Annotated in this window: 15 protein-coding genes; 10 read left to right on the top strand and 5 right to left on the bottom strand. The window is 63.3% G+C overall.

Annotated features, from left to right (window positions below):
• Positions 1–11: 11 nt before the first annotated feature.
• From ABCR88_RS32335 to ABCR88_RS32295, 9 genes are all read left to right on the top strand, one after another.
• The gene (locus ABCR88_RS32335) at positions 12–995 is read left to right on the top strand and encodes a phosphate ABC transporter substrate-binding protein PstS (protein ID WP_011064285.1); all 984 of its coding nucleotides are present in this window, start codon (positions 12–14) and stop codon (positions 993–995) included.
• 485 nt (positions 996–1,480) lie between these two features.
• Positions 1,481–3,514 (top strand): ABC transporter permease subunit, encoded by a 2,034-nt coding sequence (locus ABCR88_RS32330; protein WP_232643849.1) that lies wholly within the window; start codon positions 1,481–1,483, stop codon positions 3,512–3,514.
• 15 nt (positions 3,515–3,529) lie between these two features.
• Complete coding sequence (pstA, locus tag ABCR88_RS32325; RefSeq protein WP_350403889.1) at positions 3,530–5,200, top strand: phosphate ABC transporter permease PstA; 1,671 nt, start codon at positions 3,530–3,532, stop codon at positions 5,198–5,200.
• Between the two features lie 169 nt (positions 5,201–5,369).
• Positions 5,370–6,203: a phosphate ABC transporter ATP-binding protein PstB gene (gene pstB / locus ABCR88_RS32320; protein WP_092317750.1), complete on the top strand. Its 834-nt coding sequence runs from the start codon at positions 5,370–5,372 to the stop codon at positions 6,201–6,203.
• A 121-nt stretch (positions 6,204–6,324) separates the two neighbouring features.
• Positions 6,325–7,086: a phosphate signaling complex protein PhoU gene (phoU, locus tag ABCR88_RS32315; RefSeq protein ID WP_015637500.1), complete on the top strand. Its 762-nt coding sequence runs from the start codon at positions 6,325–6,327 to the stop codon at positions 7,084–7,086.
• A 166-nt stretch (positions 7,087–7,252) separates the two neighbouring features.
• Complete coding sequence (locus ABCR88_RS32310) at positions 7,253–8,203, top strand: response regulator (protein WP_015637499.1); 951 nt, start codon at positions 7,253–7,255, stop codon at positions 8,201–8,203.
• Positions 8,204–8,885: 682 nt separating this feature from the next.
• A complete protein-coding gene (locus tag ABCR88_RS32305) occupies positions 8,886–9,221 on the top strand; it encodes a type II toxin-antitoxin system RelE/ParE family toxin (protein ID WP_011064279.1) in 336 nt (111 codons plus the stop codon).
• Positions 9,214–9,528 (top strand): XRE family transcriptional regulator, encoded by a 315-nt coding sequence (locus ABCR88_RS32300; RefSeq protein ID WP_011064278.1) that lies wholly within the window; start codon positions 9,214–9,216, stop codon positions 9,526–9,528. Before ABCR88_RS32305 ends, ABCR88_RS32300 begins: the two co-directional genes overlap by 8 nt.
• A gap of 61 nt (positions 9,529–9,589) precedes the next feature.
• Positions 9,590–10,486, top strand: a complete 897-nt coding sequence (locus ABCR88_RS32295) for a M23 family metallopeptidase (protein WP_015637495.1) — start codon at positions 9,590–9,592, stop codon at positions 10,484–10,486.
• Positions 10,487–10,523: 37 nt separating this feature from the next.
• Here ABCR88_RS32295 and ABCR88_RS32290 read toward each other — a convergent pair whose 3' ends face one another.
• The 3 genes from ABCR88_RS32290 to phoB form a co-directional block, all read right to left on the bottom strand.
• Positions 10,524–11,864, bottom strand: coding sequence for a hemolysin family protein (locus ABCR88_RS32290; RefSeq protein ID WP_011064276.1), 1,341 nt, complete (start codon positions 11,862–11,864; stop codon positions 10,524–10,526).
• Positions 11,865–11,981: 117 nt separating this feature from the next.
• Positions 11,982–13,274 carry a phosphate regulon sensor histidine kinase PhoR gene (gene phoR, locus ABCR88_RS32285; protein WP_232643850.1) on the bottom strand — a complete coding sequence of 431 codons (1,293 nt, stop codon included), beginning with the start codon at positions 13,272–13,274 and terminating at the stop codon, positions 11,982–11,984.
• Between the two features lie 128 nt (positions 13,275–13,402).
• Positions 13,403–14,092, bottom strand: coding sequence for a phosphate regulon transcriptional regulator PhoB (gene phoB / locus ABCR88_RS32280; protein WP_003177195.1), 690 nt, complete (start codon positions 14,090–14,092; stop codon positions 13,403–13,405).
• Positions 14,093–14,243: 151 nt separating this feature from the next.
• Between phoB and ABCR88_RS32275 the strand changes: the two genes are divergently transcribed.
• Positions 14,244–14,627, top strand: coding sequence for a hypothetical protein (locus ABCR88_RS32275; protein WP_011064274.1), 384 nt, complete (start codon positions 14,244–14,246; stop codon positions 14,625–14,627).
• A gap of 97 nt (positions 14,628–14,724) precedes the next feature.
• Here the strand turns inward: ABCR88_RS32275 and ubiA are convergent, their stop codons facing one another.
• Both ubiA and ABCR88_RS32265 read right to left on the bottom strand, forming a co-directional pair.
• Entirely contained in the window at positions 14,725–15,615 is an 891-nt protein-coding gene (ubiA, locus tag ABCR88_RS32270) for a 4-hydroxybenzoate octaprenyltransferase (RefSeq protein WP_041120421.1), read from the bottom strand.
• Positions 15,615–16,178 carry a chorismate lyase gene (locus ABCR88_RS32265; RefSeq protein WP_161466439.1) on the bottom strand — a complete coding sequence of 188 codons (564 nt, stop codon included), beginning with the start codon at positions 16,176–16,178 and terminating at the stop codon, positions 15,615–15,617. The genes ubiA and ABCR88_RS32265 overlap by 1 nt, the downstream gene beginning before the upstream one ends.

Genomic DNA, 16,178 nt, shown 5'->3' with positions numbered 1-16,178 from the left:
AGGAGTAAGGCATGAAACTGAAGCGTTTGATGGCGGCAATGACCTTTGTCGCCGCTGGCGTTGCGACTGCCCACGCGGTTGCCGCTGTTGACCCTGCTATCCCGAGCTACACCAAGACCACTGGTGTGTCGGGCAACCTGTCCAGCGTCGGTTCCGATACCTTGGCGAACCTGATGACCCTGTGGGCCGAGAACTACAAAAAGGAATACCCGAACGTCAACATTCAGATTCAGGCCGCCGGCTCCGCCACCGCGCCACCCGCGCTGACCGAAGGCACCTCCAACCTGGGCCCGATGAGCCGCAAGATGAAGGACACGGAACTGGCGGCCTTCGAGCAGAAGTACGGCTACAAGCCAACCGCTATCCCGGTGGCCGTGGACGCCCTGGCGGTGTTCGTGCACAAGGACAACCCGATCCAGCACCTGACCATGGAACAGGTCGACGCAATCTTCTCCTCGACTCGTCTGTGCGGCGCCAAGGAAGAAGTGAAGACCTGGGGCGACCTGGGCGTGAAGGGCGACCTGGCCAACAAGCCGGTTCAGCTGTTCGGTCGCAACTCGGTATCCGGCACCTACGGCTACTTCAAGGAAGAAGCCCTGTGCAAAGGCGACTACAAGCCTAACGTCAACGAACAGCCTGGTTCGGCGTCGGTGGTGCAGTCCATCAGCTCCTCGCTGAACGGCATCGGCTACTCGGGCATCGGCTACAAGACCGCCAGCGTGAAGACCGTGGCCCTGGCCAAGAAAGGCAGCACCGACTTCATCGAAGACACCGAAGAAAACGCCCTGAACGGCAAGTACCCGCTGTCGCGCTTCCTCTACGTCTACGTCAACAAGGCCCCGAACAAGCCTCTGGCCCCGCTGGAAGCCGAGTTCGTGAAACTGGTCCTGTCCAAACAAGGCCAGGAAGTGGTCGTCAAAGACGGCTACATCCCACTGCCAGCCAAGGTGGCCGCCAAGGCACTGGCTGACCTGGGCCTGAAAGAAGGCGCATAAGCCGCCGCAGAAGGGTCCGGCTCCCCGGGCCCTTCCTCGTAGGAGCTGGCCGGGCGGCGTTCCGCTTGCCAGCGAAAGCGCCCCAAAGGGCACTCAGGCTCAAGGCCCTGTTCGCCGGCGAGCCGACTCCTACAACCTCATTTTTCTGTCCGCTGCCAGCTCTGCTACGCGGCGGATTTGTTGCGTCACTGCATTGTCATCTTTCTGTCATACAGGATCGCTAGGGTGTGCGCATGAATGATCTGGCCAACTCCACCATGACTACGACTTCTCCCCCCAAGCGCATTGACTTCAATACGCCTGAGCTGCAACGCAAGCGCCGCATCCGCGCGCTCAAAGACCGCCTGACCCGCTGGTACGTCCTTGTCGGCGGCCTCGCGGTACTGGGTGCTATCACCCTGATCTTCTTCTTCCTCGCCTATGTCGTCGCGCCGCTGTTCCAGGGCGCCGAGCTGACCGCCAAGGACCCTCTGACCCCCGCCTGGATGCAGGACGCCGGCAAGCCGCTGATGTTCTCCCTGGAAGAGCAGAACCAGGTGGCCATGCGCGTGTCCGACAAGGGCCAGGCGCTGTTCTTCGACATCGACAGTGGCGCCGAGCTGCGCAAGGTCGACCTGCCGATCCCGGCGGGCGCCAGCGTCACCTCCATCGGCAAGGACCAGCCCGGCAACCCGCTGGTGGTGGTCGGCCTGTCCAACGGCCAGGCCCTGGTGTTCCGTCATACCTACAAGGTCAGCTACCCGGACGGCAAGAAGACCATCTCGCCGGCCATCGAGTACCCCTACGGCGAAACCCCGATCACCCTGAACGAGCAGGGCGGTGCCCTGGAGCACGTCAATCTCAATGCCAGCGATTCGTCGCTGATCGTCGCCGGTTCTACCGGGGCGCAGTTGCATGTGCTGAAGCTGACCCGCGAAGAAAACATGATGACCGGCGAGGTCACCAGCGAACAGAGCCGCATCGAGCTGCCGCAGATGACCGAGCCGGTCAAGGCCATGTACATCGACCCGCGCCAGCAGTGGCTGTACGTGATCAACGGGCGCGCCCAGGCCGACGTCTTCAGCCTGCGGGACAAGAGCCTCAACGGTCGCTACAAACTGCTGGAAGACGCCGATACCGAAGTCACCGCCAGCACCCAGTTGGTGGGTGGCATCTCGCTGATCATCGGGACATCCAAGGGCGGCCTGGCCCAGTGGTTCATGGCCCGCGACCCGGACGGCGAGCTGCGCTTGAAGCAGATCCGCACCTTCCAGATGGGCACTGCGCCCATTGTTGAAATCACCGCCGAAGAGCGTCGCAAGGGCTTCGTTGCCCTGGACGCCGCCGGCAAGCTCGGGGTGTTCCACAGCACCGCCCACCGCACCCTGCTGGTGGACCAGGTGGTAGACGGCCAGGGCCTGTTCGGTCTGTCGCCACGGGCCAACCGGGTGATCGTCGAGGCCGGCGGCAAGCTGCAGCCCCTGGTGCTCGACAACCCGCACCCGGAAGTGTCCTGGAGCGCGCTGTGGAGCAAGGTCTGGTACGAGAACTACGACGAGCCTAAATACGTCTGGCAATCCACCGCGGCCAACACCGATTTCGAACCCAAGCTGAGCCTCTCGCCCCTGACCTTCGGCACCCTGAAGGCGGCGTTCTACGCCATGCTGCTGGCGGCGCCATTGGCGGTGGCGGCGGCGATCTACACCGCCTACTTCATGGCCCCGGGCATGCGCCGCAAGGTCAAGCCGGTGATCGAGCTGATGGAGGCGATGCCGACGGTGATCCTCGGTTTCTTCGCCGGCCTGTTCCTCGCGCCCTATGTCGAAGGCCACTTGCCAGGCATCTTCAGCCTGCTGCTCCTGCTGCCGATCGGCATCCTGGTGGCCGGTTTCGCCTGGAGCCGCCTGCCCGAGTCGCTGCGCCTGAAAGTGCCGGACGGCTGGGAAAGCGCGATCCTGATCCCGGTGATCATTTTCGTCGGCTTCCTCTCGCTGTACATGAGCCCGTTCATGGAGAACTGGTTCTTCGGTGGTGACATGCGCATGTGGATCTCCCACGACCTGGGGATTACCTACGACCAGCGCAACGCCCTGGTAGTGGGCCTGGCCATGGGCTTTGCGGTGATCCCGAACATCTACTCGATCGCCGAAGACGCCGTGTTCAGCGTGCCGCGGGGCCTGACCCTGGGCTCCCTGGCCCTGGGCGCCACGCCGTGGCAGACCATGACTCGGGTGGTGATCCTCACCGCCAGCCCGGGGATCTTCTCGGCGCTGATGATCGGCATGGGCCGCGCCGTGGGCGAGACCATGATCGTACTGATGGCCACCGGCAACACCCCGGTCATGGAAATGAACCTGTTCGAAGGCCTGCGCACCCTGGCCGCCAACGTCGCGGTGGAAATGCCCGAATCGGAAGTCGGCGGCAGCCACTACCGCGTGCTGTTCCTCTCGGCGCTGGTGCTGCTGCTGTTCACCTTCGTCATGAACACCCTCGCCGAGCTGATCCGTCAGCGTCTGCGCAAGAAATACTCGTCGCTTTAAGAAAGGTAGAAGTCTGTGAAACAGAACTCCCTAAAAGACTGGTTCAAGAGCGGCGCCCCCGGCGTCTGGATCAGCGGTGGCGCGGTGTCCATCGCGGTCATCATGACCATCGGCCTGCTGGCGGTGATCGCCGTGCGTGGCCTCGGCCACTTCTGGCCAGCCGACCTGGTGCACGCCAACTACGACGTTCCGGGCCAGGCCAACCACCTGGTCATCGGTGAAGTGGTGCAGAAGGAAGAAGTGCCCCGGGCGCGCCTGAAGAGTGCCGGCCTGCCGGTGCCCGACCAGGGCCCGGAGTTCATGACCCGCGAGCTGATCAAGGTCGGCAACCGTGACCTGAACGGCAACGACTTCACCTGGATCGTCGGCGAGTGGCTGACCAACCAGAGCTACCCCAAAGAGCTGATGGCCATCGAGCGCCGTGAGTGGGGCAACTTCTACGGCTACCTGGTCAACGTCAAGGAAAGCGGCAAGGTGATCGCCGAAGGCGAAGCCGCCTGGCCCGAGCTGCAAGCGCGGATCGACCGGGTGAACAAGCTGGCCGCCCAGCTCAAGACCCTGGAGAAATCCGACATCGGCGCCATCAACGCCGGCCTGGAACGCATCCGCCTGCACGGCCGCAAGCTGGAGCTGGACGGCAAGCTGGATGCCGCGGCCCAGGCCGACATGGATGCCGAGCGCGCCGAACTCAATGCCCGCTACCAGGACATCGAGGCGCGCCTGAGCGACCTGCACGTCCAGTTCAACCGCGACAGCCTGACCGCCCGTGATGCCAACGGCAAGGAAGTGGAGATCGGCCTGGGCAAGGTGGTACACGCCTACCAGCCGAACGCCATGGGCACTTTTACCAAGATCGGTTTCTACTTCAGCAAGGTCTGGGAGTTCCTCAGCGATGACCCGCGCGAAGCCAACACCGAGGGCGGTATTTTCCCGGCCATTTTCGGCACCGTGATGATGACCCTGATCATGGCCATGATCGTCACCCCGTTCGGCGTGCTGGCAGCGGTCTACCTGCGTGAATATGCCAAGCAGAACACCCTGACCCGGGTGATCCGCATTGCGGTGAACAACCTGGCGGGGGTTCCGGCCATCGTCTACGGTGTGTTCGGCCTGGGCTTCTTCGTCTACGTGCTGGGCGGCTCCGTGGACCGTCTGTTCTTCCCCGAAGCCCTGCCGGCGCCGACCTTCGGCACCCCGGGCCTGCTCTGGGCTTCCCTGACCCTGGCGCTGCTGGCGGTGCCAGTGGTGATCGTGGCCACCGAAGAAGGCCTGGCGCGGATTCCCCGCACCGTGCGCGAAGGTTCCCTGGCCCTGGGTGCGACCAAGGCCGAGACCCTGTGGAAGATCGTTCTGCCCATGGCCAGCCCGGCGATGATGACCGGGATGATCCTCGCGGTCGCCCGCGCTGCCGGTGAAGTGGCGCCGCTGATGCTGGTGGGTGTGGTGAAGCTGGCGCCGTCGCTGCCGCTGGACGGCAACTACCCGTACCTGCACCTGGACCAGAAGATCATGCACCTGGGCTTCCACATCTACGACGTCGGCTTCCAGAGCCCCAACGTCGAGGCGGCGCGGCCGCTGGTGTACGCCACCGCGCTGCTGCTGGTGCTGGTGATCGCCACCCTGAACCTGTCGGCGGTGTGGATCCGTAACCACCTGCGTGAAAAATACAAAGCACTGGACAGCTGATCGGCTGGCTCGTGTAGGAGCTGGCTTGCCAGCGAAGGCGTCCGCAAGGGCGACACAAGGCCTGCAGGCCTCTTCGCCGGCAAGCCGGCGCCTACAAACAGAATGATGTCACCGCAGGCCTGATGCCTGCGGTTCACGACAAACGAATTGGTAGCACAGGGAGCATCCCATGCAACACGAAGCACACACTCATGGCATCAACATGTCCGCCCTGGGCCGCGACAAGCAGAGCCTGAGCCTGGAACAGGAAACCGTGGCCATCGAAGTGCCCGGTCTGAGCCTGTTCTACGGCGAGAAACAAGCGCTGTTCGACGTCAGCATGAACATCCCCAAGCAGCGCGTGACCGCCTTCATCGGCCCGTCCGGCTGCGGCAAGTCGACCCTGCTGCGGACCTTCAACCGCATGAACGACCTGGTGGACGGCTGCCGCGTAGAGGGTGCGATCAACCTCTACGGCAACAACATCTATCGCAAGGGCGAAGACGTGGCCGAGCTGCGTCGCCGGGTCGGCATGGTGTTCCAGAAGCCCAACCCGTTCCCCAAGACCATCTATGAAAACGTGGTCTACGGCCTGCGCATCCAGGGCATCAACAAGAAGCGCGTGCTCGACGAAGCCGTGGAATGGGCGCTCAAGGGCGCGGCGCTGTGGGACGAGGTCAAGGACCGCCTGCATGATTCGGCCCTGGGCCTGTCCGGCGGTCAGCAGCAGCGTCTGGTGATTGCCCGCACCATCGCCGTGGAGCCGGAAGTGCTGCTGCTGGACGAACCCTGCTCGGCCCTGGACCCGATCTCGACCCTGAAGGTCGAGGAGCTGATCTACGAGCTCAAGTCCAAGTTCACCATCGTCATCGTGACCCACAACATGCAGCAGGCGGCGCGGGTTTCCGACTACACCGCCTTCATGTACATGGGCAAACTGGTGGAGTTCGGCGATACCGACACGCTGTTCACCAACCCGGCGAAGAAGCAGACCGAAGACTACATTACCGGGCGCTATGGCTAGAAAGCAGCTGCCAGCCGCAGGTTTCACGCGGCGCAACAGAGGCGGTGCGCGACATCCGGATCACTATTTAACTGCTTGAAGCTTGCGGCTTGAAGCTTGCAACTTTCGCGGAGCGAACACGATGATTTCGAAGGAAGGCTTAACCCATCACATCTCCCAGCAGTTCAATGCCGAGCTGGAAGAAGTACGCAGCCACCTCCTGGCCATGGGCGGGCTGGTGGAGAAGCAAGTCAATGACGCGGTCACAGCGCTGATCGAGGCCGACTCCGGCCTGGCCCAGCAGGTGCGCGAGATCGACGACCAGATCAACCAGATGGAACGCAATATCGACGAGGAATGCCTGCGCATTCTCGCCCGTCGCCAACCGGCGGCCTCGGACCTGCGTTTGATCATCAGCATCTCCAAGTCGGTAATCGACCTGGAGCGCATCGGCGACGAAGCCACCAAGATCGCCCGCCGGGCCATCCAGCTCTGCGAAGAGGGCGAGGCCCCGCGTGGCTACGTGGAAGTGCGGCATATCGGCGACCAGGTGCGCAACATGGTGCGCGATGCCCTGGACGCCTTTGCCCGCTTCGATGCCGACCTGGCACTTTCGGTGGCCCAGTACGACAAGATCATCGACCGCGAATACAAGACCGCGCTGCGTGAGCTGGCCACCTACATGATGGAAGACCCACGCTCTATCTCGCGGGTTCTGAGCATTATCTGGGTGCTGCGCTCGCTGGAGCGGATCGGCGACCACGCGCGCAACATTTCCGAGCTGGTGATTTATCTGGTGCGCGGCACCGATGTTCGTCACCTGGGGCTCAAGCGCATGAAGCAGGAAGTTGAAGGTACCAGTGGCGAATCCGCTAATGTTCTGGATGAAACTGACGATAAGTAAGAGTGCCCGAGAAGAGCGCCCGGCCTTTTGGCCGGGCGTTTTTGTTTGTGCTCCTGGAAATTGAAAAGCAGCACCCGCGAACGAAAAGTCCCGGCGTGACTGAAGAGTTTTGGCAAAGTGCCATCAGCCAGCGTTATGCTTGCCGGGATTTTTAAAGGGGTGGTCGATGAGTAAGGTAAGTGTGTTGGTGGTGGATGACGCTTCGTTCATTCGTGACCTGGTGAAGAAGTGCCTGCGCAACTACTTCCCTGGCATCAAGATCGAAGACGCGATCAATGGCAAGAAGGCCCAGGCGATGCTCGCCCGTGAAGCCTTCGACCTGGTCCTGTGCGACTGGGAAATGCCGGAAATGTCCGGCCTTGAACTGCTGACCTGGTGCCGCGAGCAAGATGCGCTGAAGGCCATGCCGTTCATCATGGTCACCAGCCGGGGCGACAAGGAAAACGTGGTGCAGGCGATCCAGGCCGGGGTTTCCGGTTATGTGAGCAAGCCTTTTACCAACGAACAGCTGCTGACCAAGGTCAAGCAGGCGCTGAACAAGGTCGGCAAGCTCGACACCTTGATGAACAGCGCGCCGACCAAGATGAACTCGGCCTTTGGCAACGACTCCCTGAGCGCCCTGACTGGCGGCAAGCCGGCGGTGGTGGGGGCGGCTTCCGCTCCGGTCAATCCGTTCGCCAAACCGGCCGCCGCCCCGGCTCCAGCGGCAGCAGCGCCGGCCCGCGGCTTGCTCAACAGCCCTCCAGTCAAGGCCCCGGCGCCCGCGGCAGCGGTCAGTGGCGGTCGTGGCCAGGGCCAACTGCGGCTGTCCAGCGGCAACCAGCAGTGTGTGATCAAGGCCCTGAGCATCAAGGAAGCCTTGCTGGTGGTGAAGCGCACCGACAGCCTGCCCCAGGTGCTGGAGAGCGCGGTGCTGGACCTGGAGCAGGGCGACAACGCCGAAGTGGCGCGGCTCAATGGCTACCTGCATGCGGTGGTGGCCTTTGAACCCAAGCCGGACAGCGAGTGGCTGCAGCTGACTTTCCGTTTCGTGGACCAGGATGCCCAGAAGCTCGACTACATCTCCCGCCTGATCGCCCGCGGCACCGCCCAGAAGCACTTCGTTCCAGGTGCCTGATCCTTGCCGGCCGCCTCGCTGTAGGAGCTGGCTTGCCAGCGATTGTGCCCGCAAGGGCAGCACAAGGCTTGATAGCCTCTTCGCCGGCAAGCCGGCTCCTACGGTGGCAGGTGCGTAAGCCGCGAGAACACCCTCTTGCTGTGTAGGAGCTGGCTTGCCAGCGAAGGCGCCCACAAGGGCAGTACAAGGCTTGAAGGCCTCTTTGCCGGCAAGCCGGTTCCTGCGGCGGCAGGTGCGTAAGCCGCGAGAACACCCTCTTGCTGTGTAGGAGCTGGCTTGCCAGCGAAGGCGCCCGCAAGGGCAGCACAAGGCTTGAAGGCCTCTTCGCCGGCAAACCGGTTCCTACGGTGAGGGGAGGCAGCGGAAATCTGCTGAAAACACTTTCCCACTGCGGGCTTTTGCCGGCCGCCGAGGCGGGCTGCTGCGTCATCCCGCTATCGAGCGAGCAACTCGCAACATAGGCTGTAACCCTCAAGCCACAAGGCGTGCTCCGCCCCCCTCGGTACTTTCCGCCGTACGTCAGATTAATTTCTTTGCGCTTGATTTATATCTGTTTGGATATAGATTTCAGGTGGCGCTCTTTATTGCTCACCCCTCGCGGCCATGCCTTGAAACAACCCGGCGCGGCGGGTCCTGGCCGTGTTGATTAGCCTTGTTCCTGGTCATTAACAGGAGAGGTTCGATGCCCAGGCACAAGGATGTGGTGTTTGTCGGGAGCGCGCTGCGGGATCTCAGGGCGTTCCCTGAAGATGCCCGTCGGGCCGCCGGTTTCCAGCTGGATCTGCTGCAGCAGGGTGAACAGCCCTACGATTGCAGGTCGGTGAAAACCATTGGCCCGGGCGTTTTCGAGATCAGGATCCATGAGGATTCAGGGGCGTTTCGGTTGTTCTATGTGGTCCGGCGGGCCGCGGCCATTTATGTGTTGCACGCGGTGCGCAAGACCACCCGCAAGACCGAGGCGCGGGATATCGAGCTGGCTCGTGCCAGATATCAGGAAACAGGTTCACGCCATGACTGACCAACCGATCAACCAGCGCTTTGCCAGTGTCTGGGATGCCCTTGAAGCCACTCCCCAGGAGGCCGCCAACATGCGCCTGCGGGCCAAGCTGATGCTGGAACTGGGCAAGACCGTGCAGGCCTGGGGGGTGTCGCAGAAGGAGGCAGCCAGGCGCCTCAATATCACCCAGCCCCGGCTCAACGATGTGCTCAGCGGCAAGATCAACAAGTTCTCCCTCGATGCGCTGGTCAACCTCTGCGAGGCGGCGCAACTGGGGGTGGACATCCACTTCGACGCTGGCGGCATTGAACCCTTGGCGCCCGCCTGATTCATACAAGCTCCATATCAGGCTGCTAGCGTGATTCCACCCTCTGCCAAGAAGCTGCCGAATGTTTGTGCGCCTGCTGTTTTTCTGTGGATTGTCTTTAGCCGCCACGTCGCTGGCGGCGATGACTGTGTACAAGTCCATCGACGCCCATGGCGTGGTCTCCTACAGCGACCGGCCTTCGCCGGGGGCCCAGGAGTTCGTGTTCCGCGACCGCATGGTGGAGCACCTTGAGCGCCAGGTGCGCCTGGATATCCAGAAGCACAGGGGGGTGGATGCGGTGTATGTGCGCAATGACCTGTATGCCCCGGTGGAAGTGGAGTTGAGCTTTGCCGGGTTGAACAATGTCAGCGGCGCTCCGGGGCAGCCGATCCGCCAGGTGCTGCCGGCACGCAGCAGGCAGCGCCTGGCGCTGCTCACGGCGATTCGCGCCGACCAGCCTCTGAGCTATGCCCCCAGGTTCCGTTATTCCCTGGGGGATCCGGCAGGCGCCACCCAGGCCTATCGCTATCCGCTGCCCTGGCGTGGCGGGCCGTTTCGCCTGACCCAGGGCGCCAATGGCCAATACAGCCATTTCAGCCCCAAGAGCCGCTATGCGATGGATATCGCCATGCCGGTGGGGACGCCGATCATTGCCGCCCGGGGCGGGGTGGTGGTGAAGACCGAGAACGCCCAGAACGGGCGGGGCAATAACCCGGCGGGCAATTTCGTCCGGGTGCTGCACGACGACGGCACCATGGGCGTGTACCTGCACCTCAAGCAGGGTTCGGTCAGCGTGCGGGAGGGCCAGCGAGTGGCGGTGGGCAGTGCCCTGGGGCTGTCGGGCAACACCGGCAACAGCAGTGGGCCGCACCTGCATTTCGTGGTGCAGCGCAATACCGGGTTGGGGCTGGTGTCAATTCCCTATCAGTTCAACCAGCCCCTGGGGGATCTGCCGAATTTTGCCCTGGGCAACCAATAACCTGCCCGTAGGAGCCGGCTTGGCGGCGAAAGGGCCGTCAATCCAGCATCAGCACCTTGGCCAGGATGATCTTCGGTCCCTTCATCTTCTTGATGATGATGCGCAGGCCTTCGACCTCCAGTACTTCTTCCTCTTCCGGCACCCGTTTCAGGGTTTCGTACACCAGGCCGGCGAGGGTTTCGGCCTCGATGTGGTCCAGGTCGATGCCCAGCAGGCGTTCCACCTTGAACAGCGGGGTGTCACCGCGCACCAGCAGCTTGCCCGGCTGGTAGGCCAGGATGCCGCGCTCAGTCTTGCGGTGTTCGTCCTGGATATCGCCCACCAGCACTTCAAGCACGTCTTCCATGGTCAGGTAGCCAATGACCTTGCCGTCGGCTTCTTCCACCAGGGCGAAGTGCGAGCCGCCCTTGCGGAACTGCTCCAGCAACTGCGACAGCGGCATGTGCCGGGATACGCGCTCCAGCGGGCGGGTCAGCTCGGCCAGGTTGAACGACTCGGGAATGTGGTCCAGGGCCGCCAGTTCCAGCAGCAGGTCCTTGATGTGCAGCAGGCCGACGAATTCGTTGCGCTCGCTGTCGTAGACCGGGTAGCGGCTGAACTTGTGGCGGCGGAACAGGGCGAGGATTTCCTTGAGCGGCGCGTTGAACTCGACGCTGATCAGGTCTTCCCGGGAATTGGCCCAGTCCACCACTTCCAGTTCGCCCATTTCCACCGCCGAGGCCAGTACGCGCATGCCTTGGTCGCTGGGGTCCTGGCCGCGGCTGGAGTGCAGGATCAGCTTGAGTTCTTCGCGGCTGTAGTGGTGTTCGTGGTGCGGGCCGGGCTCGCCCTGCCCGGCGATGCGCAAGATGGTATTGGCGCTGGCGTTGAGCAGGTAGATGGCCGGGTACATCAGCCAGTAGAACAGGTACAGCGGCACCGCCGTCCACAGCGACAGCAGCTCCGGCTTGCGGATCGCCCAGGATTTGGGCGCCAGCTCACCGACCACGATGTGCAGGTAGGAAATGATGAAAAACGCGGTGAAGAACGACACGCCGCGGATCACTTCCGGAGAGCTCACGCCCAGGGCGCCCAGCAGCGGCTCCAGCAGATGGGCGAAGGCCGGCTCACCGACCCAGCCCAGGCCCAGGGAGGCCAGGGTGATGCCCAGCTGGCAGGCCGAGAGGTAGGCGTCGAGCTGGCTGTGCACGGTGCGCAGGATCTGCCCGCGCCAGCCGTTCTTGTGGGCAATGGCCTCGACCCGGGTCGAGCGCAGCTTGACCATGGCGAACTCCGCCGCAACGAAAAAGCCGTTGAGCAGGACCAGGATCAGAGCAAAAAGAATCATGCCGAAGTCGGCGAAAAGAGACGCGAGGGTAAAACCAGGGGAAGGGTCCATGATGGAGTTTTGCGGGTTCCGTGTATTCGAAAAGGAAGGAAATGCGGTGCCTGAAAGGCAGGCACAAGTTACGCAATGTAGCGGCTGACAGGGCAATTGCCTAGGGGCGAGTGGCTGTCAGCGCTGGTCGGTCAGGCTCTGGGTGCGGTTTTTCTTCACTTGGGCCGGAACGAAATGGCAGGTGAAGGTGCTGCCGTGGCCCAGCACGCTGCTGATCTCCAGGCGCGCACGGTGGCGCAGCAGCACATGCTTGACGATGGCCAGGCCCAGGCCGGTGCCGCCGGTGTTGGAGTTGCGGCTCGAATCCACCCGGTAGAAGCGCTCGGTGAGGCGCGGCAGGTGCTTGTTGTCGATGCCGATCCCCGAGTCCTGCACGCTCAGGTGCGCGCCCTGTTCGTCGCCCCACCAGCGGATGCGGATATTGCCTTCGGCCGGGGTGTATTTCACCGCGTTGAACACCAGGTTGGAAAAGGCGCTGCGCAACTCCGCCTCGCTGCCCTTGAGTTGCACCGACGCGTCGGCTTCCAGGGTGATGCGCTGGTTGCGCTCCCCGGACAGCGCCTGGGCGTCGCTCTTGATCGATTGCAGCAGCACGTCGATGGGCACCGGCTGGTTGTCCGACGGGTAGTCCGTGGCCTCCAGCTTGGCCAGCAACAGCAGGTCGTTGAGCAGGGTCTGCATGCGCCCGCCTTGCTGCTGCATCTGCTGCAGGGCGCGGCTCCAGCGCGGGTTCACTTCCTCGACGTTATCCAGCAGGGTCTCCAGGTAGCCGCAGATCACCGTCAGCGGCGTGCGCAGCTCGTGGGAGACGTTGGCGATGAAGTCCTTGCGCATCTGTTCCAGCTGGTGGATGCGGGTCACGTCGCGCACCAGCATCAGGTGCTCGTTGTTGCCGTAGCGGGTGATATAGAGCTGGATGCGTACCCGGTCGTTGGCCGGGGAGGGGATTTCTAGCGGCTCGGCGTAGCTGTCCTGCTCGAAGTATTCCTTGAAGCGCGGATGGCGCACCAGGTTGGTCACCGGCTGGCCGCTGTCCTGGGGCGTCTTGAGCCCCAGCAGGGTCTCGGCGGCGCGGTTCCACCATTCCAGGTTGCCGTCGCTGTCGAGCATGATCACCGCGTCCTTAAGGGCCGCGGTGGACTCCTGGACCCGGTCGATCACCGCCTGCAGGCGCCCGCGCACCCGCTGATCGCGGCGTTGCAGGTGGTAGATGCTGTCGAACACCTCGCCCCACAGGCCATAGCCGTCGGGGGGCGCTTCGTCGGGTTGATGCAGGCGCAGCCATTCGTGCAGGCGCAGCAACTGCTTGAGGGTCCAGGCCAGGTAGAGCCCTAAGCCAGCGGCCAGGCTCCAGCCGTAGTAGCCACTGATCAGGCCCACCAGTAGGCAGGCGGTGACCAACAGCAGCATGTGGCGAATCAGGGTGCCATGCCAGTTTTGATTCACTTGAAACACGTCCGTGGAGGGTGGCGCAGCTCCAAGCTGCAAGTGTTGAAGCGGTCACTCATCGGCGTGCCGCTTGTCGCTTGCCGCTGCCGTCAGGCCTTGGTGGAAAAACGATAGCCGGTGCCGCGCACGGTTTGTACCAGATTCTCGTAGGCATCGCCCAGGGCCTTGCGCAGCCGGCGGATATGCACGTCCACGGTGCGTTCCTCGACGTACACATTGCCACCCCAGACCTGGTCCAGCAGCTGGCCACGGGTGTAGGCACGCTCCTGGTGGGTCATGAAGAACTGCAGCAGGCGGTATTCGGTAGGGCCCATTTCCGCGGGCTTGCCGTCGATGGTCACCCGGTGGCTGATGGGGTCCAGCAGCAGGCCGCCGACTTCGATTGGTGCTTCGCCATCGGTAGGGCCGGCACGGCGCAGCACGGCCTTGAGGCGGGCCACCAGTTCGCGGGGGGAGAACGGCTTGGTGATGTAGTCGTCGGCTCCGACTTCCAGGCCCTGGATCTTGTTGTCCTCTTCACCCTTGGCGGTGAGCATGATGATCGGGATGTCCCCGGTCAGCTCGTCGCGCTTGAGGCGCCGCGCCAGCTCGATGCCGGAAGTGCCGGGCAGCATCCAGTCCAGCAGGATCAGGTCCGGCTTGCGGTCGACGATGATGGCATGGGCCTGCTGAGAGTTCTCTGCCTCCATGCAGTCATAGCCGGCCATTTCCAACGCAACGGCGATCATTTCGCGAATAGGCGCTTCGTCGTCAACGATCAGAATGCTTCTGCCAACCATGCTTGAACCTCTTGTCATTTAACTGTCTTGCGCCGCATTAGATAACGGAATTATTGCAGTCGTGTGACAGTATTTCAGGTCGCGGGGCGGGGTGCTGCTTCGTGGACTAAGCTTTGAGTCCGATTCCTGACAACCACAAAAGAAGGTTTCCATGACTCTGTTCAAGCAATCGTTGAAAGTCCTGCTGGTAGGCGCTGTCCTGGCTTTGCCGACATTCGCCATGGCCGCCGATCCGGCAATGAGCAAGGACGGCGTGCTGGTGGACCACAAGGGCATGACCCTCTACACCTTTGCCAAGGATGCCGACGGCAAGTCCATGTGCAATGACAAATGCGCTGCCAACTGGCCGCCGCTGATGGCCGAGGGCAGTGACAAGGCCATGGGCAAGTGGACGGTGATCAAGCGTGACGACGGCAAGATGCAGTGGGCCTACGACGGCAAGCCGCTGTACGGCTTCGTGATGGACAAGAAGGCCGGTGACATGACCGGCGAAGGCAAGATGGACGGCGCCTGGAAGGTCGCCAAATCCGATTGATCCTGCCTGACATTCTCCCCTCGGCAGCGGCTACACCTTGTAGCCGCTGCCGAGCCTGCGAAGCTGCGAAAAGGCCCGCAGGGCCTTGCTTGACGGTCTAGCGCAGCGCGTAGTCCAGCACCACCCCGACAAAGATCGCCAGGCCCGCCCAGTGGTTATGCAGGAAGGCCTTGAAGCACTTCATCCGGTCGCGATCGCGGGTGTACCAGAACTCCCAGGCGAAACACGCCGCCGCCACCGCCAGCCCCAGGTGGAACCAGCCCCCCAGATTGAACCGTGCCCCGGCCAGCAGCAGGCAGCCCAGGGACAAGCCCTGCAGGGTGAGAATGATCACCCGGTCGGCATCGCCGAACAGGATCGCCGTCGACTTGACCCCGATTTTCAGGTCATCGTCACGGTCGGTCATGGCGTAGTAAGTGTCGTAGCCCACGGTCCACAGCAGGTTGGCGATGTACAGCAGCCACGCGCTGGCCGGCAGTTCGCCGTTCTGCGCGGTGAAGGTCATCAGGATGCCCCAGGAATACGCCGCCCCCAGCACCACCTGCGGGTAATAGGTGTAGCGCTTCATGAAGGGGTAGCAGGCGGCCAGGGCCAGGGCGCCGAACGACAGCCAGACCGTGGTGGCGTTGGTGCACAGCACCAGCAGGAAGGCGGCGCCCATCAGCACCGCGAACAGTGCCAGGGCCTCCTTGGCGCTGACTTTGCCGGTGGCCAGGGGCCGCTGGTCGGTGCGCTTGACCTGGCCGTCCACCTTGCGGTCGGCGAAGTCGTTGATGGCGCAGCCGCCGGCGCGGGTCAGCACCACCCCGAAGGTGAAGATCAGCACATGGCTCAGGGACGGCTGGCCCTCGGCGGCGATCCACAGCGCCACCAGGGTTGGCCATAGCAGCAGATAGATGCCGATGGGCTTGTCCATGCGCGCCAGTTGCAGGAAGTCCCAGGCCCGCGGGTGCAGGCGATTGAGGGATTTGAGCAGGCTCAGGTACATCAGCAGGCCTCCGGTCGGGCGTCTATGGCGGTCCACAGGCTGGGCAGGAAGATTTCCGCCACCAGCAGGCTCAGGGGGCCGCGGTCAAAGCGTGAGCGACGGCCCCACAGGCCGTTGTCGGCAACGGCGGCGGGCAGCCAGTGCCGGGGGTAGCGGCAGACTTCGATGGGCTGGCGGGTAAAGGCCTGGTCGCAGAACAGCAACTCGCCCAGGGAGCGGCTGCCCAGTTCGTCGATATTCAGGCCGCCTTCGAGCAGGGCGCTGCGGGCGGCGACGCTACGGGCGAATACCCAGGCCTGGCCGTGCCCGCGCAGATACACCTCGCGCACCCAGCCTTCGCTCTGTTCGGGCAGGCCCAGGGCGGCGCATTCGTCGCTGCGCAGGGTTTGCCACTCTTGCACCAGCGGGGTGACGCTGAAGGCGTTATGGGACAGCCGGGTCAGGCGCCGGGTCAGCGACCCTTCATCGAACAGCCAGTTGGCAACGGCTGCGCCGGGGAAGGGGGACAAACGGCTTTGCACCAGCCAGGTGGGGGCCGGGGCGGGGGGCATTGAGTGCGGCAC

The sequence above is a fragment of the Pseudomonas sp. W17 genome (genome assembly GCF_040268305.1).
Classification (GTDB): domain Bacteria; phylum Pseudomonadota; class Gammaproteobacteria; order Pseudomonadales; family Pseudomonadaceae; genus Aquipseudomonas; species Aquipseudomonas protegens.
The sequence above is the reverse complement of the archived record's forward strand: the minus strand, read 5'-3'. Positions and strand labels throughout refer to the sequence as shown.

What these genes read in the sequence shown, in the direction of transcription:
- ABCR88_RS32335 (WP_011064285.1), top strand. Translation starts at nt 12, where the DNA reads ATGAAACTGAAGCGTTTGATGGCGGCAATGACCTTTGTCGCCGCTGGC.
- ABCR88_RS32330 (WP_232643849.1), top strand. Translation starts at nt 1,481, where the DNA reads ATGCAGGACGCCGGCAAGCCGCTGATGTTCTCCCTGGAAGAGCAGAAC.
- pstB (WP_092317750.1), top strand. Translation starts at nt 5,370, where the DNA reads ATGCAACACGAAGCACACACTCATGGCATCAACATGTCCGCCCTGGGC.
- phoU (WP_015637500.1), top strand. Translation starts at nt 6,325, where the DNA reads ATGATTTCGAAGGAAGGCTTAACCCATCACATCTCCCAGCAGTTCAAT.
- ABCR88_RS32310 (WP_015637499.1), top strand. Translation starts at nt 7,253, where the DNA reads ATGAGTAAGGTAAGTGTGTTGGTGGTGGATGACGCTTCGTTCATTCGT.
- ABCR88_RS32305 (WP_011064279.1), top strand. Translation starts at nt 8,886, where the DNA reads ATGCCCAGGCACAAGGATGTGGTGTTTGTCGGGAGCGCGCTGCGGGAT.
- ABCR88_RS32300 (WP_011064278.1), top strand. Translation starts at nt 9,214, where the DNA reads ATGACTGACCAACCGATCAACCAGCGCTTTGCCAGTGTCTGGGATGCC.
- ABCR88_RS32295 (WP_015637495.1), top strand. Translation starts at nt 9,590, where the DNA reads ATGTTTGTGCGCCTGCTGTTTTTCTGTGGATTGTCTTTAGCCGCCACG.
- ABCR88_RS32290 (WP_011064276.1), bottom strand. Translation starts at nt 11,864, where the DNA reads ATGGACCCTTCCCCTGGTTTTACCCTCGCGTCTCTTTTCGCCGACTTC.
- phoR (WP_232643850.1), bottom strand. Translation starts at nt 13,274, where the DNA reads ATGCTGCTGTTGGTCACCGCCTGCCTACTGGTGGGCCTGATCAGTGGC.
- phoB (WP_003177195.1), bottom strand. Translation starts at nt 14,092, where the DNA reads ATGGTTGGCAGAAGCATTCTGATCGTTGACGACGAAGCGCCTATTCGC.
- ABCR88_RS32275 (WP_011064274.1), top strand. Translation starts at nt 14,244, where the DNA reads ATGACTCTGTTCAAGCAATCGTTGAAAGTCCTGCTGGTAGGCGCTGTC.
- ubiA (WP_041120421.1), bottom strand. Translation starts at nt 15,615, where the DNA reads ATGTACCTGAGCCTGCTCAAATCCCTCAATCGCCTGCACCCGCGGGCC.